We start from the raw sequence: 21,715 nt of genomic DNA, 5'->3' as shown, positions 1-21,715 counted from the left end.
TGCAACGCGCGAGCAACCTGGAGATGCCGCGTATCAGAAAAAATGGAAAAAATCCACCATTAGGGTGTTCTCTTCCGCCCTGCGCGTTCTATCCTGGGAGAAGCCTACGAGGCGAGTGAGGGAGTCCGAGCGGCGTAGCCGACTCTGGCGTGACGCAGATGCAGAAGCATCCGCCGGTGCCGACGTCGACGGTCGGACTGAGAGGTCGGAAGGCAGCAATCGGGCCGGACGGCGACCCCTATTACCTGATCCGGACCATGCTGGCGAAGGGAACCCGTCTCGTAGGTCTTCGCATGCCCGGATTCTGCCCGTCTTCGCATGCCCCCTGCTTGTGCTCCAGCCGCTTATTCCGGCTCGCCCGGCTCCGTCAGGTCGATCAGCCGGCAAACCGTCTCGATGTCGATCTTCACCTGGGCGATGGAGGCACGGCCCGAGAGCCAGGTGATCAGGGCCGAGTGCCAGGTGTGCTCGATGACGCGGACGGCGGAGAGCTGGGCGGGGGACGGGTCGGTCAGGCCCATGGCGTCCAGGATGATCGCCGTCGTCTGGCGGGAGACCTGGTCCACCTCGGGGGAGACGCTGCGGTCGGCGAACGTGAGGGCGCGGACCATCGCGTCGGCCAGGTGCGGCTCGCGCTGAAGGGCCCGGAAGGCCCGCATCAGGGTCTCGGCGACCCGCCCGGACGCCGTCTCGCCCGCCGGGGGCTTCTTGCGCAGCGTCCCGTGCATGTGCTCCAGCTGGTCCTGCATGGTCGCGACCAGCAGATGGACCTTGGACGGGAAGTAGCGGTAGAGCGTACCCAGGGCCACCTGGGAGGACTCGGCCACCTCGCGCATCTGCACCGCGTCGAAACCGCCCCGGCCGGCCAGCTGGGCGCTCGCGTGCAGGATCCGGCGGCGCCGGGCCTCCTGCCGCTCGGTGAGCGGCGGGGTGGCCGATCTGGCGCCGATGTCCACCTTGGCTTCCGCAGGCATGGGTACCGTCCGTGACAGTCGGTGAGGGCAGGGCTCAGGGCGAGTGATCAGACAGCATGGCAGGGGTTCGCGTCGTGGCGCGAATCACCCGATCCACTGCCCACTCCGCTCCTACCTGCCGGTAGATTCAGAGCCTCTTGAACGATCAAGTCTGAAACTTGTTCTAGATTAGCGTCCCGGCGTAACCTCGCGGGAAAGTGCAGGGAGAGGGGGGCCCAGAGTGACCGCTGAGGCCAGGCGGGCGGGTGCCGACCAGGAACCCGCCGCCGACGGCGAGCGACCGCTCGACATCGCGCTCCTCACCTATAAAGGGAACCCGTTCTGCGGCGGCCAGGGCGTCTACGTACGGCACCTCTCCCGAGAGCTGGCCCGGCTCGGTCACCGTGTCGAGGTGATCGGCTCACAGCCGTACCCCGTCCTCGACGAGGGCTACCCCCTGCTCAGCCTCACCGAGCTGCCCAGCCTCGATCTGTACCGGTCCCCGGACCCCTTCCGGACGCCCAGGCGCGACGAGTACCGGCACTGGGTCGACGCGCTCGAAGTGGCCACCATGTGGACTGGCGGCTTCCCCGAACCGCTGACCTTCTCCCTCCGCGCCCGCCGCCATCTGCGCGCCCGCGCCGGGGAGTTCGACGTCGTCCACGACAACCAGACCCTCGGATACGGCCTGTTGGGCGACATCGGCGCCCCCCTCGTCACCACCATCCACCACCCCATCACCGTCGACCGGCAGTTGGAGCTGGACGCCGCCGAGGGTTGGAAGCGGCGCTACTCCGTACGGCGCTGGTACGCCTTCACCCGGATGCAGAAGCGGGTCGCCCGCCGGCTGCCCTCCGTACTCACCGTCTCCGGCACCTCCCGCCAGGAGATCGTCGAGCATCTCGGCGTCCACGAGGACCGCGTCCACGTCGTCCACATCGGCGCCGACACCGACCTCTTCGCGCCGAATCCGGCCGTACCCCAGGTGTCCGGCCGGATCGTCACCACCTCCAGCGCGGACGTGCCCCTGAAGGGGCTCGTGTTCCTGGTCGAGGCCCTCGCCAAGGTACGGACCGAGCACCCCGCCGCCCACCTCGTCGTCGTCGGCAAGCGGCCCACCGAAGGGCCCGTCGCACAGGCCATGGAGCGGTACGGCCTCGGCGGCGCCGTCGAGTTCGTGAAGGGCATCTCCGACGCCGAACTCGTCGACCTGGTCCGTTCGGCCGAGGTGGCCTGTGTGCCGTCGCTCTACGAGGGCTTCTCGCTGCCCGCCGCCGAGGCCATGGCGACCGGCACCCCGCTGCTCGCGACGACGGGCGGCGCCATTCCGGAGGTCGCCGGACGGGACGGGGAGACCTGCCTGGCCGTGCCGCCGGGTGACGCCGACGCGCTGGCGGCCGGGCTCAGCCGGCTCCTCGGCGACGCGGAGCTACGGGCGCGGCTCGGCCGGGCCGGCCGTGAGCGGGTGCTACGGCACTTCACCTGGGCGCGCGCCGCGGAGGGCACGGTGGCCCGGTACCGCGAGGCGATCGCCGGCTCCGCCGCCCGCACCGAGCCGCGCGCCGCGACGACGGCGGTGGATCGCGCCGCGACGACCGCTGCCGGTCGCGCCGTGACGACGGCTGCCGACCGCGCCGCGGCCACGGCTGCTGATGGCCCCGCGACCTTGGCGGCCGATCGTCCCGTGACGACGGCTGCCGGCCGCTCCAGGACCTTGGCGGCCGACCGCACCGTGACGACCGCTGCCGATCGCCCCGCCACCTCGGCGGCCGACTCCGCCGCCCGGACCGAGACCTGCTCCGCGACGACGGCGGCAGCCGACGACCCCGCGGCCCCGGCGGCAGCCGATGGCCCCGCGACCCCGCATCCCGGCCCCTCCTCCGTAGGCGGGAGTTCCGCGGTCTCGGAGGTCGGCTCCCCAGACTTTGTCTCTTCAGAGGTTGTCAATTCCGAAGGCAGGGCCACGTGCTGACCGTCGACTTCTCCCGGTTCCCGCTCGCCCCGGGCGACCGCGTCCTGGACCTCGGCTGCGGGGCCGGCCGCCACGCCTTCGAGTGCTACCGGCGCGGCGCCCAGGTCGTGGCCCTCGACCAGAACGGCGAGGAGATCCGCGAGGTCGCCAAGTGGTTCGCGGCGATGGAGGAGGCCGGCGAGGCCCCGGCCGGCGCTACGGCCACCGCCATGGAGGGTGACGCGCTGGCTCTCCCCTTCCCTGACGAGTCCTTCGACGTCGTCATCATCTCCGAGGTCATGGAGCACATCCCCGACGACAAGGGCGTGCTCGCCGAGATGGTCCGCGTGCTCAGGCCCGGCGGGCGGATAGCCGTCACCGTGCCCCGCTACGGCCCTGAGAAGGTCTGCTGGACGCTCTCCGACGCGTACCACGAGGTCGAGGGCGGGCACATCCGCATCTACAAGGCGGACGAGCTCCTCGCGAAGATCAGGGAAGCCGGTCTGCGGCCGTACGGCACGCATCACGCGCACGCGCTGCACTCGCCGTACTGGTGGCTGAAGTGCGCGTTCGGCGTCGACAACGACAAGGCGCTGCCGGTGCGGGCGTACCACAAGCTGCTGGTCTGGGACATCATGAAGAAGCCGCTGGCCACGCGCGTCGCCGAGCAGGCGCTGAACCCGGTCATGGGCAAGAGCTTCGTCGTCTACGCCACCAAGCCGCATCTGCCCCGGACCGAGGCCGACACGAACACCGAGGTGGCCGCCAAGTGACCACCCCCCGGACAGAACACCTCGTCCTGCCCGGGGTCCTCACCGCCGAGCAGGCCGCCGCGACCGTCCGTGGCATCCTCGCCGTACAGCGGGAGGACGGCGCGATCCCGTGGTTCCGGGGGCATCACCTCGACCCCTGGGACCACATCGAGGCAGCGATGGCGCTGGACGCGGCCGGGGAGCACACCGCCGCCGAGCGGGCCTACAACTGGCTCGCCGAGCACCAGAACGAGGACGGCTCCTGGTACGCGGCCTACGCCGACGGCGCGCACGACGACGTCACCGACCGCTCCCGCGAGTCCAACTTCGTCGCCTATATCGCCGTTGGCGTATGGCACCACTACCTGTCGACCGGCGACGACACTTTCCTCGACCGGATGTGGCCCGCCGTGTATGCGGCCGTCGAGTGGGTGCTGCGGTTGCAGCGGCCGGGCGGCGAGATCGGCTGGCGGCGCGAGGACGACGGCACGCCCACCGACGACGCGCTGCTGACCGGGAGTTCGTCGATCCACCACGCGCTGCGCTGCGCGCTCGCCATCGCCGAGCAGCGTGAAGAACCGCAGCCGGACTGGGAGTTGGCGGTGGGCGCGCTGCGGCACGCGATACGGCTGCACCCGGAGCGGTTCCTCGACAAGGACCGGTACTCGATGGACTGGTACTACCCGGTGCTGGGCGGGGCGTTGACGGGTGCGGAGGCGGGTGCGCGGATCGAGAAGGACTGGGAGCGGTTCGTCGTGCCCGGGTTCGGGGTGCGGTGTGTCGTACCGAATCCATGGGTGACGGGCGGCGAGTCGGCCGAACTCGCCCTCGCGCTCTGGGTGGTGGGGGAGTCCGACCGGGCGTTGGAGATTCTCCAGTCCATTCGGCATCTGCGGGACGCGGAGTCGGGGCTGTACTGGACGGGATACGTCTTCGAGGACGACGCGATCTGGCCGCGGGAGCTGACCACGTGGACCGCGGGGTCGCTGCTGCTGGCCGTGGCCGCGCTGGGTGGGCATGAGGCCACGTGCGCGGTGTTCGGGGGAGAGCAGCTTCCTGCCGGGCTTGAGGTGGACTGCTGCGCCTGACGGGCCGGGTTCTGGCGTACCGCGGGGTTCTGGCGTACGGCGGGCTTTGGCGTAACGCGGACTTCTGGCCTACGGCGGGTGCGGCGCCGTCGGTGCGGGTCGCGCCCACGCGGCGCAGCCGTGTATCCGCACGGCCCCGCGCCCCATCGGGGCGCGACCCTGCACCGGCGTTTCTCAGTGGCGGTGCATCCGGTGGGCGATCGCGTGGCCGATGAACAGGTATACGACCGCCGCCAGGCCGTACCCTGCCACCACCCTCGCCCATGCCTCGTCGAACGTGAACAGGTCGTGCGACCAGCCGGCCAGCCAGCCGGCCGCGTGGTGGACGAACTGGACCAGGCTGTTCGCCCGGTTCGCGTCCAGCAGGTACATCAGTATCCAGAGGCCCAGGATGAGGGCCATGACGTCGGCGACGATCGCGACGACCGTGCCGGCCTGGTTTGCACCACGACGGGATTCAGGGGACATACGCTGCGGGTTGCCGCCGACCGGTCCTTGAAACCTGAACGGCGTTCCCCCGAGTGGCGCAACGCCGCCATCTGGGTGAGGCTGCCGGAGGAAGCACCCGCTCGGGGAGGACATCGAGACAACACGGGAGGACCCCGTGCCCGTACCGATACGGCGCCTCGTCGTCGCACTGGCCCTCTGCTGCGCCCTGGTCGCCGGCGGCACCGCCTGTGGCGTCAGCACGCAGAGCAAGTCCATCGACACCGGCAAGGTGGCGGTGCCCGTGGCCGGCACGCCCAGTCCGAGTACGTCCGCGGAGAAGCAGAAGTTCGCCAAGACCCGGTTCGTCACCAACGCGTCCCTGGCGGCCGGCGCGACCTACCAGTGGATCGTGAAGCCGTGGAAGGCCGGCAAGTTCAAGAAGGGCGCCCACGGCCGCACCTTGGCCCTGATCAAGGCAGGTGCCGCGGGCGCCTTCGCCTACAACCGGCTCAAGGCCGCCAAGCGGAACGCCGAGGGCGACCCGCTGCTGTCCAAGGCCGTCGCGCCGCTCTCGTCCGGCATCGACGCGCTGAAGGATCTGCCCTCCAAGCTCCGCAAGGGCGACGAGAACGCGGCGAGTTCGTTCAACGACGTCATCAACAAGGTCAAGGACGCCGGCAAGAGCGCCGGCGCCCCGGTCACCAACCAGGTGCCTTCGGCGTCTCAACTCGCCCACTGAGAACCGTGGTTAGGATGCGGCGCCGGAGTGCCATTCACCTTGTGTTCGGCCGGAGCTGACGCTTCCGGCGGAGACTGTCCGAGGCGGTCCCCGACGAACCGCTCCGCCTCCCGCGCCAGCGGCACATGGTCCGGGGAGGGCACGCGCCCCAGTATCCGAGTGCCAACCCGAGCCGCACGCGAGCCTCCTGACGCCACGTCAGACCATCGGTGGGTGACTGTACGACAACGGCCCCTCACCCGAAAGGGCAAGGGGCCGTACGCGGGTCTTCGACGTATCAGCCGCGCTGGATCCCGGAGGTGTCCTGCAGCACACCACGGCGGCCGTCCTGCGTCTGGGCCACCAGGGCGGCGCCGCGCTGCTCGACCGCCAAGTACCAGGTACCGGGCGCCAGTTCGGCGAGCGGCGCGGGCGAGCCGTCCTCCGCGAACAGCGGCCGCGCCACCGGGACGGCGAACCAGAACGGCGAGAAGTCGGGGGCGGGGGCAGCCGGCGACTGCTGTACGGCGGCCGGCGGCTGCTGCTGGCCGAACGGCTGACCCGGCTGCGGCTGAGCACCGTACGGCTGCTGCGGGGCGGCGGCACCGGGGTAGCCGTAACCGCTCGGAGGCTGGGCGCCGTAGGGCTGGGGGGCCTGGGGCTTGGGGGCCGGGATCAGGGCCGCCTGGAGGGCCGGGACCAGCGGGGTGGCGATCGCGGCCGCAGCCAGGACCAGGGCCGCGATCAGGCCGAGGATCAGGCCGGAACCGGCGCCGATGTTGAGGCTGTTGAAGTCGTCGAACGCGCCCAGCGGGTCGATGGTCGACCAGACCGCGGTCCACACGGCGAACACGGTGAGACCGACGCCGATCTGGCCCAGGTCGAGGCCGACGAACTTCAGCGGCTGCGGCAGCGCGCGGGCGAGGACGATCAGGACCGCGCCGGCGATACCGCCGACGTACATGCTCATCACCAGGCCGAGGTTGTCCCAGGCGTTCGGGGCACCGTTGCCGGACTTGTCGAACGTGTCGAGGAACGACGCGATGAACAGCAACACCGCTGCTCCGATCACCACGCCGTCGCCTCTAGTGAGGGAGCGGATATTCACTTCAGGTCCTTCGTAGGTCGTCTCGTCGGCGGAGGAGGCGTCGCGGGGGTGTGCCCCTCATCGTAGGAATCGTAGGAGGGACACTATCGTCCGAACGATCAGGGTGTCCGCCCGGATCCGCCCGCCGATGCCTACCCGCGCAGGAAACTCACGATTCCCGCAGAGATTCCCTGTGCCGCCTTCTGCCGCCAGGCTCCGCTCGTCAGCAGTGCCGCGTCCTTGCTATCGCCCATGTTGCCGCACTCGATGAACACCTTGGGAACCGTTGACAGATTGAGACCGCCGAGATCCTTACGTACGTCGAGACCGGTGCCGTTGCCGACGTAGTTGGACGGAGCGCTGCCCGTGGCCTTCGCGAAGTCGTTCTTGACGCGCTCACCGAGGGTGCGCGAGGGGCCGACGATCGGGCGGGTGTCGGCGCCGCCGGAGTGCACGGAGGCCGGGAGGATCACATGGAAACCGCGGTCGCCCTCGGGCATCCCGTCGGCGTGGATGGAGATGGCCGCGTCGGCGTGCGCGTCGTTCCCGAACTGCGCGCGCTGGGTCACGCACGGCCCCCACGCGGGCTTGTCCCCGTCATGGGTCAGCTTCACGGTGGCCCCCTGCCGCTCCAGCAGGGTCCGCAGCCGATGCGCGACGTCGAGCGTGAACCGGGCTTCCGTGTAACCGGCGTTGGTGGAGGCCCCCGTCGTGTCGCACTCCTTCCAGTTCGTCCCGATATCCACCTTCTGGTTGATCTCGGACGCGTGCTGGAAGTTCCCCGGGTTGTGCCCCGGGTCGATGACGACGACCTTGCCCTTCAGGGAGGGAACCGCACTCGGGCTGGGCACCTTGGCGTCATCGCTGGGCAACATGGCCGCCGACCTGGGCGTCGCCGCGTCCCCCTGCCCGACACCACTGCCACCACTGCGGCCACTGCCACCGGGCTTGCCCACCCCCTCGTACACCACCCATCCGAGCAGCGCACCGGGCACCAGCGCGGCAAGAGCGACAGCGAGCGGCGCCCGCGGGAACCGGCGCTGCCGCGGGGAATCGAATTCCGGGCCTGTGTAGGACACGACTGCGACTCTAACCGCGCCCTCAGATCCCCGCCCCCGTTCGCCGCAGGACGCGCAGCGAGTCGTGCGCCGAGACCTCCGCGAACGCACCCGACTCCAGGGCGCGGAGGTAGACGCGGTAAGGGGCCTGGCCGGTGAACTCGTCCTTCGGGTCCGGGAAGACGTCGTGGATCAGAAGGAGCCCGCCTTGGGCCACATGGGGGGCCCAGCCCTCGTAGTCGGCGGTGGCGTGCTCGTCGGTGTGGCCGCCGTCGATGAAGACGAACCCGAGGGGCGAGTGCCAGAACGAGGCGACCCGCGGGGAACGGCCGACGACGGCGACGACATGGTCTTCGAGCCCGGCCCGGTGCAGCGTCCGCCGGAAGGTGGGCAGCGTGTCCATCAACCCGAGCTCCGGGTCGACCGTCTCCGGGTCGTGGTAGTCCCAGCCCGGCTGCTGCTCCTCACTGCCCCGGTGATGGTCGACGGTGACAGCGGTGACCCCGGCCGCACGGGCCGCGTCGGCGAGGAGGAGGGTGGAGCGGCCGCAGTAGGTCCCGACTTCCAGGAGCGGGAGGCCGAGCGCTCCGGCCTCGACTGCGGCCGTGTACAGCGCCAGCCCCTCGTGCAGCGGCATGAACCCCTTGGCCTTCTCGAACGCGGCCAGAGTCTCGGGCTGGGGTGCGACCACGGCCATGGGGATCCCTTCGGTCCTGCGACATTCCGACCGCCCATGCTGCCGCACCCCCTGCCAGAGCCCGGACAGGGGGTGCGATGGAAATGCCGTCAGGGGCAGCGCGCCCCTTCAGGGACGCGGGGCTGTATCAATGTGCGGCTCCGCCGCGTGGGCGCGACCAGCTTCCACCCACCCGCAGGCGACAACGCACCCGCAGCCGACAACGCGCCCGCTACGCCGAAACCGTCTCCCCGGGCAACGAAAGATCCAGGTCAACGGCTCGCTCATCGCCCCTGTGCGACGCCGAAGAAGCCAACGGCCCATGCCCTGCCGCCTTCGCGGCCAGCACATACGCCCCCTCGGTCGGCACCGCGAGAGCGTACGTACCGTCGTCACCGGACAGCGTGGCCCCCGCCTGCCGCCCCCGCCGGTCGATCAGCGTGACCTTGGCACGGGCCACCGGGACACCGTGGGCGTCGAGCACCCTCCCACGGAAGCCCCGCAGCACTTCCTCGGCGTTGGCCAGCGCGGCGTCCTCGTCGCTGCTCGCCCGCAGCCGCGTGTGCTGGGCGGCCTCCGCCGCCGGCAGGCTCCGCTTCGGCAGGAGCAGGGCGAGAACCAGACCCACGGCCACCGCACCCGTCGCGATCAGGAAGGAGACCCGGAAGCCGTGCATGGTGGGGATGGCGACGCCGCCCACGTGGTTCGCCGTGTTGGCCAGCACCATCCCGATGACGGCGCTGGACACGGACGTGCCGATGGACCGCATCAGCGTGTTGAGACCGTTCGCCGCGCCCGTCTCCGACGCGGGGACCGCGCCGACGATCAGGGCCGGGAGGGAGGAGTACGCGAGGCCGATGCCCGCGCCCAGGATCACCGCGATGACCAGGCTCTGCCAGGCCGCGCTCATCAGGCCCAGCCCACCGCCGTAGCCGATGCCGATGATCAGCATGCCGAGGATCAGGGTGGTCTTGGGGCCGTACTTGGCGGACAGCCGCGCGTAGACGGGGGCGGTGAACATCATCGTCAGGCCCAGCGGGGCGACCAGCAGACCGGCGGACACCATCGACTGGCCGAGGCCGTAGCCGGTGGCCTTCGGCAGCTGGAGCAGCTGCGGCAGGACCAGCGAGACGACGAAGAAGCTGACGCCGACCATGATGGAGGCGAGGTTGGTGAACAGCACCGCCGGGCGGGCCGTGGTGCGCAGGTCGACCAGCGGGGCCTTGACCCGCAGCTCCATCACGCCCCACAGGAGGAGGACGGCGGCGGAGGCGGCGAAGAGCCCGAGCGTGGTGCCGGAGGCCCAGCCCCAGTCGCTGCCCTTGGTGATCGGAAGGAGGAAGAGGACCAGGCCCGCGGAGAGACCGATCGCGCCCAGGACGTCGAACGTGCCCTTGGCGCGCGCCGGGGACTCCGGTACGGCGAAGAGGGTGAGGGCGATGGCTACGACACCCAGGCCGGCGGCGCCGTAGAACAGGGCGTGCCAGTCGGCCTGCTGCGCGACCAGGGCCGCGGCGGGCAGCGCGAGGCCGCCGCCGACGCCGATCGAGGAGCTCATCAGGGCCATCGCGGAGGGGAGCTTCTCGCGCGGCAGCATGTCGCGCATCAGGCCGATGCCCAGCGGGATCGCGCCCATGGCGAAGCCCTGGAGGGCACGGCCCGCGATCATCGTGAGCAGATCGCTGGTGAGTGCGCTGATCAGCGCGCCCACCACCATCACGGCGAGGCTGAATATCAGCATCCGCCGCTTGCCGTACAGGTCGCCGAGGCGGCCCATGATCGGAGTGGCCACGGCGCCCGACAGCAGCGTCGAGGTGAGGACCCAGGTGGCGTTGCTGGGCGCGGTGCCCAGCAGTTGCGGCAAGTCCTTGATGACCGGAACGAGCAGGGTCTGCATCACCGCGACCACGATGCCCGCGAAGGCGAGAACCGGGACCACGGCCCCGCTCGCGCCCCGGGTGGGCTGGCCGGTCGTCGTGTGCGTCATTGAGTGAGGCCTCCGGGCCAAGAGAGTGACGGGAACTGAGGGATCCGCATCGGTCAGGTGCCGGGTAAACCTCGTATGCACAGGCAACTATTCCGTTGCTTCGAGCTTCTAACGAATCCTTGACCGCCCCATGGGTTTCTGATCTGCCGTCAGCGTCTGGTCGATGAGCTGCTGACGTAGGAGGCACTCGGCATGTGCGCCGTCGGCGAATCGGGCAAGCTCGTCGAGTCCGGCGCGACGACGTACGGCGGCCGCTGGGTGGTGGACCCCACCGTAGGGCTCATCTCCAAGGGGCACCCGCTGGGCGCGATCGGCCGGCGGAGCCGGGATGTAGACCGTACGACCGAGGGCCGGGTGGGTCGAAAAGCCGATGCAAGGACCGTAACCGCCTTGAGAGCATGACGGTCATGCTCGAAGCCGCGGACACCCCACGAATATCCCGCCGTACCGCGCCCCCCACCTGGCTGGTGGTGGCGCTGGCGTGCGCCGGTCAGTTCCTGGTCGTGCTCGACGTGTCCGTGGTGAACGTGGCGCTGCCGTCGATGCGCGCGGACCTGGCGCTGAGCACGTCCGGCCTGCAGTGGGTGGTGAACGCGTACGCCATCGCCTTCGCCGGCTTCATGCTGCTCGGCGGGCGGGCCGGTGACCTGTACGGCCGTAAGCGGATGTTCCTGGTCGGGCTCGGTCTGTTCACACTGGCCTCGCTCGGCGGCGGCCTCGCCCAGGACGGCTGGCAGCTGCTGCTCGCCAGGGCCGTGCAGGGGCTGGGCGCGGCGGTGCTGGCGCCCTCCACGCTGACCCTGCTCACGGCCGCCGTGCCGGAGGGGCCGGCCCGGGCGCGGGCGATCGCCACCTGGACGGCGGTCGGTGCCGGGGGCGGCGCGGCCGGCGGACTGGTCGGCGGGGTGCTGGTGGACGTGCTGTCCTGGCGCTGGGTGCTGCTGATCAACGTGCCGGTGGGCGCGCTGGTCCTCGCCGGGTCCGTGCGGTGGCTGGTGGAGAGCCGCGCCGGTGCCGGACGGCGGCTCGACCTGCCCGGCGCGGTGCTGGTGACCGCGGGCCTCGCGACCCTGGCGTACGGCGTCTCGCAGACCGAGGCCAAGGGGTGGATGGCGGCGGCCACACTGGTCCCGCTGGCCGCCGGGTTCGCGCTGATCGGGCTGTTCCTGGCCGTCGAGGCGCGTACGGCGGCCCCGCTGATGCCGCTGGGCCTGCTGGGGCGGCGGCCGGTGGCGTCGGCCAACGCGGCCATGCTGGTGTCCGGTTCGGCGATGTTCTGCATGTGGTACTTCATGACCCTCTACGCCCAGAACGTCCTCGGCTACTCCCCGCTGGAGGCCGGCCTCGCCCTGGTGCCCAGCTCGGTGGCGGTGCTCGTCGGCTCCAAGCTGGCGCCCCGGCTGATGGGGCGGGCGGGAGCGCGGACGGTGGCGGTGGCGGGAACGCTGGTCGCGGTGACCGGGTTCGGCTGGCAGTCGACCATGGGCCCGCACGGCGCCTACACGACGGCGATCATGCTCCCCGGGATCCTGATGATGCTCGGCGCCGGCCTGGCCGCGACCCCGCTGGCGGCGCTGGCCACGTCCGGGGCGGCGCCGGCAGAGGCCGGGCTGCTCTCGGGCCTCATCAACACCTCGCGCACGATGGGCGGTTCGCTGGGGCTCGCGGTGATGTCGGCGGTCGCGGCGGCCCGGACCGGCACGGACGGCGGGGCCGCGGCCCTGACCGAGGGGTACGCGCTGGCCTTCCGCACCAGCACCGGGCTGCTGCTGGCCGGGGCGGTGCTGATGCTGCTGTGGCTGCCGGGAAGAATTTCGCCGACGCCCGCCGGATGAGGCAACGGTCCGGGCGGCTCGTGGACTCCTCTTTGCATCCAGGAGGTGCCCATGGGGGAACGGAAGAACGCTCGGAACGAGGAGTTCCAGAGCTTCATGATCGGCCGCACGACAGCCGTGGCCGAGCCGGCCGTCGGGTTCTCCGCGGAGGTGGCGGAATAGGCCGAAGAAAGCTCAAAGCCACCCCTGCTGCCGGGCCTCCCGTACCGCCTCCGCGCGGTTGCGGGTGCCGGTCTTGCCGATCGCGGCGGAGAGGTAGTTGCGGACCGTCGACTCCGACAGATGCAGCTTCGCCGCGATGTCGGCGACGGTCGCGCCGTCCACCGACGCCTTCAGCACATCGCACTCGCGGGCGGTGAGCGGGTTCGGCCCGGCGCTGAGCGCGGCCGCGGCGAGCGCCGGGTCGACCACCGTCTCCCCGGCGAGCACCCGCCTGATCGACCGGGCCAGGTCCTCGACCGGACCGTCCTTGACGAGGAAGCCGGCCGCCCCGGCCTCCATGGCCCGGCGCAGATAGCCGGGCCGGCCGAAGGTGGTCAGGATCAGCACCCGGCAGTCGGGCGCCTGCTCGCGCAGCTCCGCCGCCGCGTCCAGGCCGCTCAGGCCCGGCAGTTCGATGTCGAGGAGGGCCACGTCGGGCCGGTGGGTCAGCACGGCGTCCACGATCGCGTCGCCCGTCCCGACCTGAGCGACGACCTCGATGTCCGGCTCCATCCCGAGCAGCAAGGCGAGGGCCCCGCGCATCATGCCCTGGTCCTCGGCGAGCAGCACCCTGATGGACTTGCCGGGCCGGTGGTCCCGGGGCATCTCGTTCGCAGGCTCGTACACAGCCCAAGCCTAGCCTCGGGCCCGGTAATTAAAGAGCGGTCATTGTTCTGCTCCGCAGGGCTTGACGACGGTTGACCGTGCTCAAGCAATCACCTCTGCAATTCCCCGTCGTTCGCGTCGTACAACTACCCGACGAAATACCTGCGCCACTACAACTACGACCTCTACACAGCGAGCGACGGCGGTTCCAACGCCTGGGACAGCGCCACCTCCTGGGTGGACGACGTGAGCTGGGTCGTCAGCTCGCCCTGGGCGCCGTAACAACCGCTGAGGCAAGCGACTCCAGTGTCCCGGTGGGAAGTTCCACGGCGACCGTGAAGCCCCCGCGTGGCGACGGGCCGGCCCTGAGGGAGCCGCCCGCCGCCGCGAGGCGCTCGGTCAGCCCCTTCAGACCGGTGCCGCCGACGCCCTCCCGGCGGGGCTCGGCGGCCACCGCGCCCGAACCGTCGTCGGTGACCGTCAGCCGGACCCGCTCGGCGGCGCCGGCGACGGTGATCTCGCAGCGGCCGGCGTCGCTGTGCCGGACGACGTTGGTGACCGCCTCGCGAACCACCCAGCCGAGCAGTGTCTCGGTCTGCGGGGCGAGCGGCGCCCCCGACTGCCGGACCACCGGCTCGATGCCCGCCGCCGACAAAACCGAGCGGGCCCGGGTGAGTTCCGTGGCCAGGCTGCCCTCCCGGTAGCCGGTGACGGCCTCGCGGATCTCGGTGAGCGCCTGCCGGCCGACCGACTCGATGTCGGAGATCTGCGACAGCGCCGCGTCCATGTCGCGGCGCGCGAGCCGCCGGGCCGCCTCCGACTTGACGACGATCACCGAGAGGGTGTGCCCGAGCAGGTCGTGCAGATCCCGGGAGAAGCGCAGCCGCTCCTTCTCCACCGCGCGCCGGGCCAGTTCCTCGCGGGCCGCGCGCAGTTCCCGTACCGCTTCGGTCAGGGAGAGGATCGCGGCGGTGATCATCGTCGACAGGAAGGTGCCGTAGGCGATGGTGACGGCGTCCGAGCCTTCCCGGTACCAGGAGACGGCACCCGCGAAGCAGGCCAGGGTGATCCCGGCACGGCCCAGCCAGGGCCCGCGCAGCACCGCGCCGGTGGCGAGACCGAGCAGCGGGAAGAACATCAGCCAGTTGCCGCCGTAGCCGAGGGCCAGGCCGGTGGTCAGCAGGCCCATGAGGAGCAGGGCGACCCGGGTGGAGGTGGACTCACGGGCCTCTTTGCGGAAGGAGCGGAAGGTGACGTAGATGTACAGGGAGTTGAAGGCGAGCAGTCCCAGGGCGCCGACCCACGGGTTCGGCGTCTTGCCCTGGAGGAGATTGGAGAAGGAGCCCAACCCCATCAGCAGCCAGGGGAGCAGAGCGAACCCGGAGGGCGGCGGGCCCAGGTGGTCGGGCACCCGGCCGTCCCCCCGCGCGGACCTCCGCTGCTCCTTGAAACGGGCCATCTCGTCCCGCCACTGGGCGCGCGCCACCTGCCAGGCCTTCACCTGGCACCTCATCCCCTGCCACCACGACATGTCGCTCTTCCCCCGATCCGCACAGTTCCAGCGGAACGACCATACGAAAGGGCACGCCGGTCCGGCAGGGGTGGATGTACGGCCTTGGGCAGGACAAATGTCATGGCCCGGCACGACCAGATCTGACACCGTGTCAGGAGCCTTCACAACTGTGGAGCGCCCGGCTATACAGGGGGCCGCTTTACTGGAACGCGTTCTAGATCTGCCCCGTGGACGACCTCGGTGCGGCCGACGGTGCGGACGGCCGTGCCGGGGTCTTGAGACACCTCAGGAGCCGTATGCCCATCGACGCAGCCAAGGCCCTCGCCGCCGAACCCCGGTCCGGGGAGATCCGCTGGGACCGCCGGGACGTCCAGCTCTACCACCTCGGCATCGGCGCGGGCCGCCCCGCGACCGATCCCGCCGAGCTGCGCTACACCCTGGAGACCCGGCTGCATGTGCTGCCCAGCTTCGCCACCGTCGCGGGAGCCGGCGCGCCCGGGGTGATCAGTGGACTGTCCATGCCCGGCGTCGACGTCGACCTCGCCAAGGTGCTGCACGGCGGCCAGTCCCTCACCCTGTACCGCCCCATCCCGGCCGAGGGCACGGCGACTGCCACCGGCCGGATCGCGGCCGTCTACGACAAGGGCAAGGCGGCCGTCCTGGTGATGCGCACCGAAGTCGCGGACGCCGACGGCCCCCTGTGGACCAACGACGCGCAGATCTTCGTACGAGGGGAGGGCGGCTGGGGCGGCGACCGCGGCCCCTCAACGCGCCCTGACCCGCCCGCCGGCGAGCCCGACCGGACCGTCGAGCGCCCGATCCGAGAGGACCAGGCCCTGCTCTACCGCCTCTCCGGCGACTACAACCCGTTGCACGCCGATCCGGAGTTCGCCAAGCTCGCCGGCTTCGACCGGCCCATCCTGCACGGGCTGTGCACCTACGGCATGACGCTCAAGGCGGTCGTGGACACCCTGCTCGGCGGGGACGTGAGCAGGGTGCGGTCGTACACCACCCGGTTCGCGGGCGTGGTGTACCCGGGGGAGACGCTCCGGATCCGCATGTGGCACACACCGGAGTCCACCCGGGTCGCCGTCAGCGCAGTCGAGCGGGACGACGCGCCCGTCCTCGCCGACACGACCGTCGAACACTCTTGATCAAGTTTGATCAAGCTCGAGCCGGCTTGGTCCAGTACGCAGTTGAGGGGAGAGCCGCACCATGCGCGCAGCCGTACTGCACGAGATCGGCCAGGAGAAGCTGGAGGTCCTCGACGACGCGCCGGGTTGGAGCGGCCCGCCGAGCGGATCAACGGCCAGCTGCTGGTCGTCCACGGCGGTATGGTCGCGATCGTCGAACGGCCGCGTGTCCAGGCCAAGTTCGACAGCAAGCAGGACACCTTCAGCTACGACGAACTCGACGCCCTGCTCACCCCGCACTACGCCGACCGGCCGCCGGGGGAGACCTTCGCGGCGGCGGAGGTGCGGGGGCTGAAACGGCAGTAGGACGAGAGACGACAGCGGCCCCACCCCCAGAAGGGCGGAGCCGCTGTCGTACGTATCGTCAGGCCGCCCTCTCGACCGGCTCCGGCTTGCGGTGCCGGCCGCTAGGGGCCGATTCGCTCTCCTGGGCCGAGACCTCACCACGGTGTTTGCCGTGGCCATCCGTCTCCTGAAGGCCGGCGGACAGCTGCTCGTACGTGCTGGCGTCGTTCATCGGAAGAATTCACCCCGTCAACATGATCTTTCTTACAGCGCGGCGAGTTTAACCGGCCCACCACGGGGCGATTCCAGGCGGCCACGCCGACCGCTGCTAGTTCGTTACAAGCCACCTCTACTTCGTTACAAGCCGCCCCAGCGGGGCCTGCTGCAAGGGCACCGGCCGGGCCGCAACAGGTTCCGGAGGGTCCGGTTCCGCCTGCTCGCCGGGCGTCCTCGACGCCCCGGCAGCCGTGCCGTCCCGAACCGGATCCCCCCGGCCCGCGTCCCCCGGTCCCCCGTACTCCCGTGTCTCCCCCCAGGGAACCGCGAACGCCGCCACGCCGCACGGGACCTCCCCCGTGGCGTACGGCAGCCGCAGCACCCCGTCCTCCGTCCACAACCCGCTGCCCGCCAACCATCCTTCAGGCGCCGCGAGATGACGCAGCCAACGTTCTCTGGGCCGCCAGGCACCGACCCAGCTGCCCATCGGCCCGTCGATCCGCAGCGCCACCCCGCAGTTCTCCGGCATCAGCACCTGCCCCGGCTGGATCGCGAACGGCCTCACCGCGCACTCCGCCACCCCCAGGCACTCCGGGAAGCGCACCGGCAGTGTGCTGCCGAGGACACCCCAGCCCAACCGTTCCTGCCCGGGGGAGGGCGCGTCCGAGCCGACCAGGATCAGCCCGCTGTCCGGGTCGGCGAGCAGCAGCCGGTCGTCGCTGTGCGCCGCGATCTGCAGCAGTGGCGACACCTCGCCGCCCCGGTCCAGGTCGACCACGACCGCCTTGGTCCGCCCGCCCAGCTCCCGGTCCAAGGCCAGCAGCCGCCGGCGCCGGTCCAGCCAGATCCCGCCCGAACAGTGCCCCGGAACCGCCGCGAGTGGCTCGGGTCCGAAGGCCCCGCCCACCACCAGCCACACGGTGGAGGAACGCGGCCCCACGGCGAGCGCATAGGCGGTTCTGCCTCCCGGCGCGGGCGGCAGCAGCCGTAGCGAAGCACCCGGATCCGGGCACTCCACCGCCCCCAGCGGCAGCTCACCGGTCCCAGGCCCGGTCGGATACAGCAGGGCGAAGTGGTGCCGCCCGTCCACCAGCCGGCGGATCAGCACCCGCCCGTCGCCCATCGGCTGCACCTCCGTACCCGGCTCCTCGGGCTGGTTGCCGGGCAGCGGCACGGCGTACGGCTCGTGGCCGTCCAGCGTCCACCGCTCCGGGAACCAGGAACCTTCCTGCTGGGCCAGCCGGGCCGCGTACGCGCCGTCCACCGTGATGGCGCAGCCCGCCCTCGGCGCGCTGTCGTCCTCGCCCGCAGCCGACGGTTCGATCGCACAGGCCGTCATCGCTCGGTCACCTCCGGCAACGAAGCTAGTTTTCGCACGCACAGACGGGAGAGCGGCGGCCGACGACTTCACACATACGGGTGCACACTCGGCGATTCGCCTGAGGAAACGGGGACGGGTGTGCTGCGCGTTGCTCCCGTGGGCGAGCAGGTACGGCCGCGCGGAACAGGCAGGTAGCCTTTTCCCCGTGCCCCGTCTGTCAGAAGTCATCGCCGCGCTGGAGAACCTGTGGCCCGCCGAGCGGGCCGAGTCCTGGGACGCGGTCGGCACCGTCGTGGGCGACCCCGAGCAGGAGGTCACCCGCGTCCTGTTCGCCGTGGACCCGGTGCGGGACATCGTCGACGAGGCGGTGAAGCTGGGCGCCGACCTGCTGGTCACCCACCACCCCCTCTATCTGCGCGGCACGACGACGGTCGCGGCGACCCACTTCAAGGGCCGGGTGGTCCACACCCTCATCAAGAACGACATCGCGCTGCACGTCGCCCACACCAACGCCGACACCGCCGACCCGGGCGTCTCCGACGCGCTCGCGGGGGCCCTGGACCTGAGGGTGGTACGGCCCCTCGTCCCTGACCCCACCGATCCGGAGGGCCGCCGGGGCCTGGGCCGCGTCTGCGAACTGGACCACCCGGTGACCGTCCGGGAGCTGGCGGAACGGGCCGCCGCCCGGCTGCCCGCCACCGCGCAGGGCATCCGCGTCGCCGGCGACCCCGACACCCTCGTCCGTACGGTCGCCGTCAGCGGCGGCAGCGGCGACAGCCTCCTCGACGTCGTCCGCGCCGCCGGGGTGGACGCCTTCCTCACGGCGGACCTGCGCCACCACCCGGCGGCAGAATTCACGGCGGCTGTCGCCCACAGTCCCCTCGCGCTGCTCGACGCGGCGCACTGGGCCACCGAGTGGCCCTGGTGCGAGCTGGCCGCAGCCCAGCTCGACGAGATCTCCGACCGCCACGGCTGGGACCTTCGTGTGCACGTCTCCAAGACGGTCACCGACCCCTGGACCAGCCACACACCGTCCCTTGGAGCCCCCAACTGAACGCCGCGCCCGCCGACCAGATCCGACTCCTCGACGTCCAGGCCCTGGACGTCCGCCTTCAGCAGCTGGCGCACAAGCGGAAGTCGCTGCCCGAGCACGCCGAGATCGAGTCGCTTACGAAGGACCTCACCCAGCTGCGCGACCTGCTCGTGGCCGCGCAGACCGAGGAGAGCGACACCGCCCGCGAGCAGACCAAGGCAGAGCAGGACGTGGACCAGGTGCGTCAGCGCGCCGCCCGCGACCAGCAGCGCCTGGACTCCGGCGCGGTCACCTCCCCGAAGGACCTGGAGAACCTGCAGAAGGAGATCGCCTCCCTCGCCAAGCGCCAGGGCGACCTGGAGGACGTGGTCCTGGAGGTCATGGAACGCCGCGAGTCCGCCCAGGAGCGGATCGCCGAACTGACCGAGCGGGTCGGCGCCGTCCAGGGCCGGATCGACGAGGCCACCGGCCGCCGGGACGCCGCGTCCGAGGAGATCAACGCCGAGGCGGCCACGGTCACCAAGGAGCGCGAGGTCATCGCGGGCTCCGTACCGGCGGACCTGCTGAAGCTCTACGACAAGCTGCGCGAGCAGCAGGGCGGCATCGGCGCGGCCAAGCTGTACGCCCGCAGCTGCCAGGGCTGCCGCCAGGAGCTCGCCATCACCGAGCTGAGCGAGATCCGTGCGGCAGCGCCCGACACGGTCGTGCGCTGCGAGAACTGCCGCCGCATCCTGGTGCGCACGTCCGAGTCCGGCCTGTAGTAAGGGGCTTACGTGGCAAGGGAGTTCATCGTCGAGGCGGACGGCGGCTCCCGGGGCAACCCGGGCCCCGCCGGCTACGGCGCGGTGGTCATCGACGCGGCGACGGGCGAGACGCTGACGGAGGTGGCCGAGTACCTCGGCGTCGCCTCCAACAACGTCGCCGAGTACCGCGGCCTCCTCGCGGGCCTGCGCGCGGCGCACGACCTGGACCCGGACGCCGTCGTCCACGTCCGCATGGACTCCAAGCTGGTCATCGAGCAGATGTCCGGCCGCTGGAAGATCAAGCACCCCGACATCAAGCCGCTGGCGATGGAGGCGGCACGGCTGTTTCCGGCGGAGCGGGTGACGTACGAGTGGATCCCGCGGGAGCAGAACAAGCACGCCGACCGCCTGGCGAACGAGGCGATGGACGCGGGCGCCCGCGGCGAGCGATGGTCGGCTTCGGCGTCCACGGCGGAGCTGGATGCGCGGGCTGAGCGGCCGGGTGCGGCGAAGCCACCGACAGCGGCCAGAGCGCCCCGTAAGGGGCCCGGGGCTGAGACATACGCGGCTCCGCCGCGTGGGCGGGATGAGCCCCCACCGGCCGGCACTGTGACCACTACCGAGGCAGCGGGCGCAGACGTCCGCGCCGCGCACACCGTGTCGAGCCCCGGCTGGAGCTCGGCCCCCGACATGGGCACTCCGGCCACCTTCGTCCTGCTCCGCCACGGCGAGACCCCCCTGACCCCCCAGAAGCGCTTCTCCGGCAGCGGAGGCACCGACCCCGCCCTCTCCGACATCGGCCAGGGGCAGGCGCGGCGTGCCGCCGAGGCCCTCGCCCGGCGCGGCACGATCGACGTGATCCTCGCCTCCCCGCTCACCCGCACCCGGCAGACGGCGGCGGCCGTGGCTGCCCCCCTCGGCCTCGACGTCACGATCGAGGAGGGGCTCAAGGAGACGGACTTCGGCGCCTGGGAGGGTCTCACCTTCGGCGAGGTCCGCGAGCGCTACCCGGACGACCTGAACGCCTGGCTCGCCGACCCGGAGGCCCACCCCACCGGCGGCGGCGAGAGCTTCGCCGAGACCGCGACGCGCATCGCGGCCACCCGGGACGAGCTGGTCGCGGCCTACGCGGGCCGCACGGTCCTCCTGGTCACCCACGTCACGCCCATCAAGACGTTCGTGCGGCTCGCCCTGGGCGCCCCCGCGGAGTCCCTGTTCCGCATGGAACTGTCGGCGGCCTCCCTGTCGGCGGTGGCGTACTACGCGGACGGCAACGCGAGCGTACGGCTCTTCAACGACACGTCCCACTTGCGTCCCTGAGGCCCCCGAGCCCGGCCGCGGCCCGCGCCAGCGACTCGACGCGGGCCCAGTCCCGGGCGGCCACGGCGTCCGCCGGGAGCATCCAAGTACCGCCCACGCAGCTTACGTTGGGCAGGGCGAGGTACTCCGGGGCGTTGTCCGCGCCGATCCCTCCCGTCGGGCAGAAGCGGGCCTGGGGGAGGGGACCGGCGAGCGACTTCAGATACGCCGTGCCCCCGGCGGCCTGCGCCGGGAAGAACTTCATCTCCCGCACCCCGCGTTCGAGCAGCGCCACCACCTCCGAGGCGGTCGACACGCCCGGCAGGAACGGCACCCCGGACGCGACCATCGCCCCCAGCAGCCCCTCCGTCCACCCCGGACTCACCAGAAACCGCGCCCCGGCCGCCACGCACTCCGTGACCTGCCCGGGTGTGAGCACGGTCCCCGCTCCGACCACCGCGTCCGGCACCGCATCGGCGATCGTCCTGATCGCGTCGAGCGCGGCCGGGGTCCGCAGGGTCACCTCGATCGCGGGCAGCCCCCCGGCCACCAGCGCACGCGCGAGCGGCACGGCATCGCCGGCGTCCTCGATCACGACGACGGGGACGACGGGGGCGAGGTCCAGCACGGAGGTGGGCATGGCCGACATCCTGCCGGGGGTGATGCATGCTGCGCAAAGGGCGTTGCGCATGTTGCAATGCGAGAGGGTGTGGCGACGGTGAGAGGGGCCAACTGCGGTAAGTGACCCGAACCAGCGTTACGCCCCGACGC

The 21,715-nt window shown here is 71.4% G+C and carries 20 protein-coding genes and 3 pseudogenes; 12 read left to right on the top strand and 11 right to left on the bottom strand.

All coding sequences use genetic code 11. From position 1 onward, the window contains the following. Positions 1 to 344: 344 nt before the first annotated feature. Entirely contained in the window at positions 345 to 974 is a 630-nt protein-coding gene (locus ABZ396_RS11135; protein ID WP_358916447.1) for a TetR family transcriptional regulator, read from the bottom strand. Positions 975 to 1,194: 220 nt separating this feature from the next. On the opposite strand from ABZ396_RS11135, the gene ABZ396_RS11130 reads away from it, so the two are divergent. The 3 genes from ABZ396_RS11130 to ABZ396_RS11120 are packed head-to-tail and all read left to right on the top strand — an operon-like array spanning position 1,195 to position 4,744. Then, the gene (locus ABZ396_RS11130) at positions 1,195 to 2,925 is read left to right on the top strand and encodes a glycosyltransferase family 4 protein (RefSeq protein WP_358916445.1); all 1,731 of its coding nucleotides are present in this window, start codon (positions 1,195 to 1,197) and stop codon (positions 2,923 to 2,925) included. Further along, the gene (locus ABZ396_RS11125) at positions 2,919 to 3,677 is read left to right on the top strand and encodes a class I SAM-dependent methyltransferase (RefSeq protein ID WP_358916443.1); all 759 of its coding nucleotides are present in this window, start codon (positions 2,919 to 2,921) and stop codon (positions 3,675 to 3,677) included. Before ABZ396_RS11130 ends, ABZ396_RS11125 begins: the two co-directional genes overlap by 7 nt. Continuing rightward, positions 3,674 to 4,744 (top strand): prenyltransferase, encoded by a 1,071-nt coding sequence (locus ABZ396_RS11120; RefSeq protein ID WP_358916441.1) that lies wholly within the window; start codon positions 3,674 to 3,676, stop codon positions 4,742 to 4,744. The genes ABZ396_RS11125 and ABZ396_RS11120 overlap by 4 nt, the downstream gene beginning before the upstream one ends. A 174-nt stretch (positions 4,745 to 4,918) precedes the next feature. Here the strand turns inward: ABZ396_RS11120 and ABZ396_RS11115 are convergent, their stop codons facing one another. Continuing rightward, on the bottom strand, positions 4,919 to 5,212 hold the full coding sequence (locus tag ABZ396_RS11115; protein WP_358916439.1) for a hypothetical protein: 294 nt from the start codon (positions 5,210 to 5,212) through the stop codon (positions 4,919 to 4,921). A gap of 136 nt (positions 5,213 to 5,348) precedes the next feature. Here ABZ396_RS11115 and ABZ396_RS11110 point away from each other — a divergent pair, with 136 nt between their 5' ends. Then, entirely contained in the window at positions 5,349 to 5,912 is a 564-nt protein-coding gene (locus ABZ396_RS11110) for a hypothetical protein (RefSeq protein WP_358916437.1), read from the top strand. A gap of 277 nt (positions 5,913 to 6,189) precedes the next feature. On the opposite strand, the gene ABZ396_RS11105 is transcribed toward ABZ396_RS11110, so the two are convergent. The 4 genes from ABZ396_RS11105 to ABZ396_RS11090 all read right to left on the bottom strand — a co-directional run bounded on the left by ABZ396_RS11105 (position 6,190) and on the right by ABZ396_RS11090 (position 10,699). Continuing rightward, positions 6,190 to 6,999, bottom strand: a complete 810-nt coding sequence (locus tag ABZ396_RS11105; protein WP_358916435.1) for a hypothetical protein — start codon at positions 6,997 to 6,999, stop codon at positions 6,190 to 6,192. Between the two features lie 131 nt (positions 7,000 to 7,130). Further along, positions 7,131 to 8,057 (bottom strand): N-acetylmuramoyl-L-alanine amidase, encoded by a 927-nt coding sequence (locus ABZ396_RS11100; protein WP_358916434.1) that lies wholly within the window; start codon positions 8,055 to 8,057, stop codon positions 7,131 to 7,133. A gap of 22 nt (positions 8,058 to 8,079) precedes the next feature. Beyond that, positions 8,080 to 8,733, bottom strand: coding sequence for a class I SAM-dependent methyltransferase (locus ABZ396_RS11095; RefSeq protein ID WP_358916432.1), 654 nt, complete (start codon positions 8,731 to 8,733; stop codon positions 8,080 to 8,082). Between the two features lie 211 nt (positions 8,734 to 8,944). Next, positions 8,945 to 10,699, bottom strand: a complete 1,755-nt coding sequence (locus ABZ396_RS11090) for an MFS transporter (RefSeq protein ID WP_358916430.1) — start codon at positions 10,697 to 10,699, stop codon at positions 8,945 to 8,947. Between the two features lie 159 nt (positions 10,700 to 10,858). Here ABZ396_RS11090 and ABZ396_RS11085 point away from each other — a divergent pair. Beyond that, positions 10,859 to 11,008 (top strand): annotated as a pseudogene (locus ABZ396_RS11085) (Nonspecific lipid-transfer protein); the annotation flags it as partial. An 89-nt stretch (positions 11,009 to 11,097) separates the two neighbouring features. Continuing rightward, positions 11,098 to 12,534: an MFS transporter gene (locus ABZ396_RS11080; RefSeq protein WP_358916428.1), complete on the top strand. Its 1,437-nt coding sequence runs from the start codon at positions 11,098 to 11,100 to the stop codon at positions 12,532 to 12,534. Between the two features lie 174 nt (positions 12,535 to 12,708). On the opposite strand, the gene ABZ396_RS11075 is transcribed toward ABZ396_RS11080, so the two are convergent. After that, positions 12,709 to 13,341, bottom strand: a complete 633-nt coding sequence (locus ABZ396_RS11075; RefSeq protein WP_358916485.1) for a response regulator transcription factor — start codon at positions 13,339 to 13,341, stop codon at positions 12,709 to 12,711. 129 nt (positions 13,342 to 13,470) lie between these two features. Between ABZ396_RS11075 and ABZ396_RS11070 the strand changes: the two are divergent. Then, positions 13,471 to 13,623, top strand: a pseudogene (locus tag ABZ396_RS11070) (AbfB domain-containing protein); the annotation flags it as partial. On the opposite strand, the gene ABZ396_RS11065 reads toward ABZ396_RS11070, so the two are convergent. Beyond that, complete coding sequence (locus ABZ396_RS11065; RefSeq protein WP_358916426.1) at positions 13,601 to 14,872, bottom strand: sensor histidine kinase; 1,272 nt, start codon at positions 14,870 to 14,872, stop codon at positions 13,601 to 13,603. The pseudogene ABZ396_RS11070 and the gene ABZ396_RS11065 sit on opposite strands and share 23 nt — an antisense overlap. Positions 14,873 to 15,150: 278 nt before the next feature. Between ABZ396_RS11065 and ABZ396_RS11060 the strand changes: the two genes are divergently transcribed. Together ABZ396_RS11060 and ABZ396_RS11055 are read left to right on the top strand one after the other, a co-directional pair. Beyond that, positions 15,151 to 16,008 (top strand): MaoC/PaaZ C-terminal domain-containing protein, encoded by an 858-nt coding sequence (locus ABZ396_RS11060; RefSeq protein ID WP_358916424.1) that lies wholly within the window; start codon positions 15,151 to 15,153, stop codon positions 16,006 to 16,008. 144 nt (positions 16,009 to 16,152) lie between these two features. Beyond that, a pseudogene (locus ABZ396_RS11055) lies at positions 16,153 to 16,353 on the top strand (short chain dehydrogenase); the annotation flags it as partial. 58 nt (positions 16,354 to 16,411) lie between these two features. On the opposite strand, the gene ABZ396_RS11050 reads toward ABZ396_RS11055, so the two are convergent. Together ABZ396_RS11050 and ABZ396_RS11045 are read right to left on the bottom strand one after the other, a co-directional pair. Next, positions 16,412 to 16,564 (bottom strand): hypothetical protein, encoded by a 153-nt coding sequence (locus tag ABZ396_RS11050; RefSeq protein ID WP_358916422.1) that lies wholly within the window; start codon positions 16,562 to 16,564, stop codon positions 16,412 to 16,414. 117 nt (positions 16,565 to 16,681) lie between these two features. Continuing rightward, positions 16,682 to 17,887 carry a hypothetical protein gene (locus ABZ396_RS11045; protein WP_358916420.1) on the bottom strand — a complete coding sequence of 402 codons (1,206 nt, stop codon included), beginning with the start codon at positions 17,885 to 17,887 and terminating at the stop codon, positions 16,682 to 16,684. A gap of 187 nt (positions 17,888 to 18,074) precedes the next feature. Here ABZ396_RS11045 and ABZ396_RS11040 point away from each other — a divergent pair, with 187 nt between their 5' ends. From ABZ396_RS11040 to ABZ396_RS11030, 3 genes are read left to right on the top strand one after another with little or no spacing between them, the layout of a single operon-like run. Continuing rightward, a complete protein-coding gene (locus ABZ396_RS11040) occupies positions 18,075 to 18,923 on the top strand; it encodes a Nif3-like dinuclear metal center hexameric protein (protein ID WP_358916418.1) in 849 nt (282 codons plus the stop codon). Next, positions 18,920 to 19,663, top strand: coding sequence for a C4-type zinc ribbon domain-containing protein (locus tag ABZ396_RS11035; protein ID WP_358916483.1), 744 nt, complete (start codon positions 18,920 to 18,922; stop codon positions 19,661 to 19,663). The genes ABZ396_RS11040 and ABZ396_RS11035 overlap by 4 nt, the downstream gene beginning before the upstream one ends. A gap of 12 nt (positions 19,664 to 19,675) precedes the next feature. Beyond that, the gene (locus tag ABZ396_RS11030) at positions 19,676 to 20,965 is read left to right on the top strand and encodes a bifunctional RNase H/acid phosphatase (protein WP_358916416.1); all 1,290 of its coding nucleotides are present in this window, start codon (positions 19,676 to 19,678) and stop codon (positions 20,963 to 20,965) included. Here the strand turns inward: ABZ396_RS11030 and ABZ396_RS11025 are convergent. Continuing rightward, a complete protein-coding gene (locus ABZ396_RS11025; RefSeq protein ID WP_358916414.1) occupies positions 20,937 to 21,593 on the bottom strand; it encodes a bifunctional 4-hydroxy-2-oxoglutarate aldolase/2-dehydro-3-deoxy-phosphogluconate aldolase in 657 nt (218 codons plus the stop codon). The two genes, ABZ396_RS11030 and ABZ396_RS11025, sit on opposite strands and share 29 nt — an antisense overlap. Positions 21,594 to 21,715: the final 122 nt, after the last annotated feature.

Origin of the sequence: Streptomyces sp. NPDC005866 (assembly GCF_040629895.1) — a bacterium.
Classification (GTDB): Bacteria; Actinomycetota; Actinomycetes; order Streptomycetales; family Streptomycetaceae; genus Streptomyces.
This window is presented reverse-complemented; position numbering and strand designations above follow the sequence as displayed.

Coding starts and splice junctions, on each gene's coding strand:
- ABZ396_RS11135 (WP_358916447.1), bottom strand. CDS start 974: ATGCCTGCGGAAGCCAAGGTGGACATCGGCGCCAGATCGGCCACCCCG.
- ABZ396_RS11080 (WP_358916428.1), top strand. CDS start 11,098: ATGACGGTCATGCTCGAAGCCGCGGACACCCCACGAATATCCCGCCGT.
- ABZ396_RS11045 (WP_358916420.1), bottom strand. CDS start 17,887: ATGACGGCCTGTGCGATCGAACCGTCGGCTGCGGGCGAGGACGACAGC.
- ABZ396_RS11060 (WP_358916424.1), top strand. CDS start 15,151: ATGCCCATCGACGCAGCCAAGGCCCTCGCCGCCGAACCCCGGTCCGGG.
- ABZ396_RS11115 (WP_358916439.1), bottom strand. CDS start 5,212: ATGTCCCCTGAATCCCGTCGTGGTGCAAACCAGGCCGGCACGGTCGTC.
- ABZ396_RS11050 (WP_358916422.1), bottom strand. CDS start 16,564: ATGAACGACGCCAGCACGTACGAGCAGCTGTCCGCCGGCCTTCAGGAG.
- ABZ396_RS11090 (WP_358916430.1), bottom strand. CDS start 10,699: ATGACGCACACGACGACCGGCCAGCCCACCCGGGGCGCGAGCGGGGCC.
- ABZ396_RS11065 (WP_358916426.1), bottom strand. CDS start 14,872: ATGTCGTGGTGGCAGGGGATGAGGTGCCAGGTGAAGGCCTGGCAGGTG.
- ABZ396_RS11075 (WP_358916485.1), bottom strand. CDS start 13,341: ATGCCCCGGGACCACCGGCCCGGCAAGTCCATCAGGGTGCTGCTCGCC.
- ABZ396_RS11095 (WP_358916432.1), bottom strand. CDS start 8,733: ATGGCCGTGGTCGCACCCCAGCCCGAGACTCTGGCCGCGTTCGAGAAG.
- ABZ396_RS11025 (WP_358916414.1), bottom strand. CDS start 21,593: ATGTCGGCCATGCCCACCTCCGTGCTGGACCTCGCCCCCGTCGTCCCC.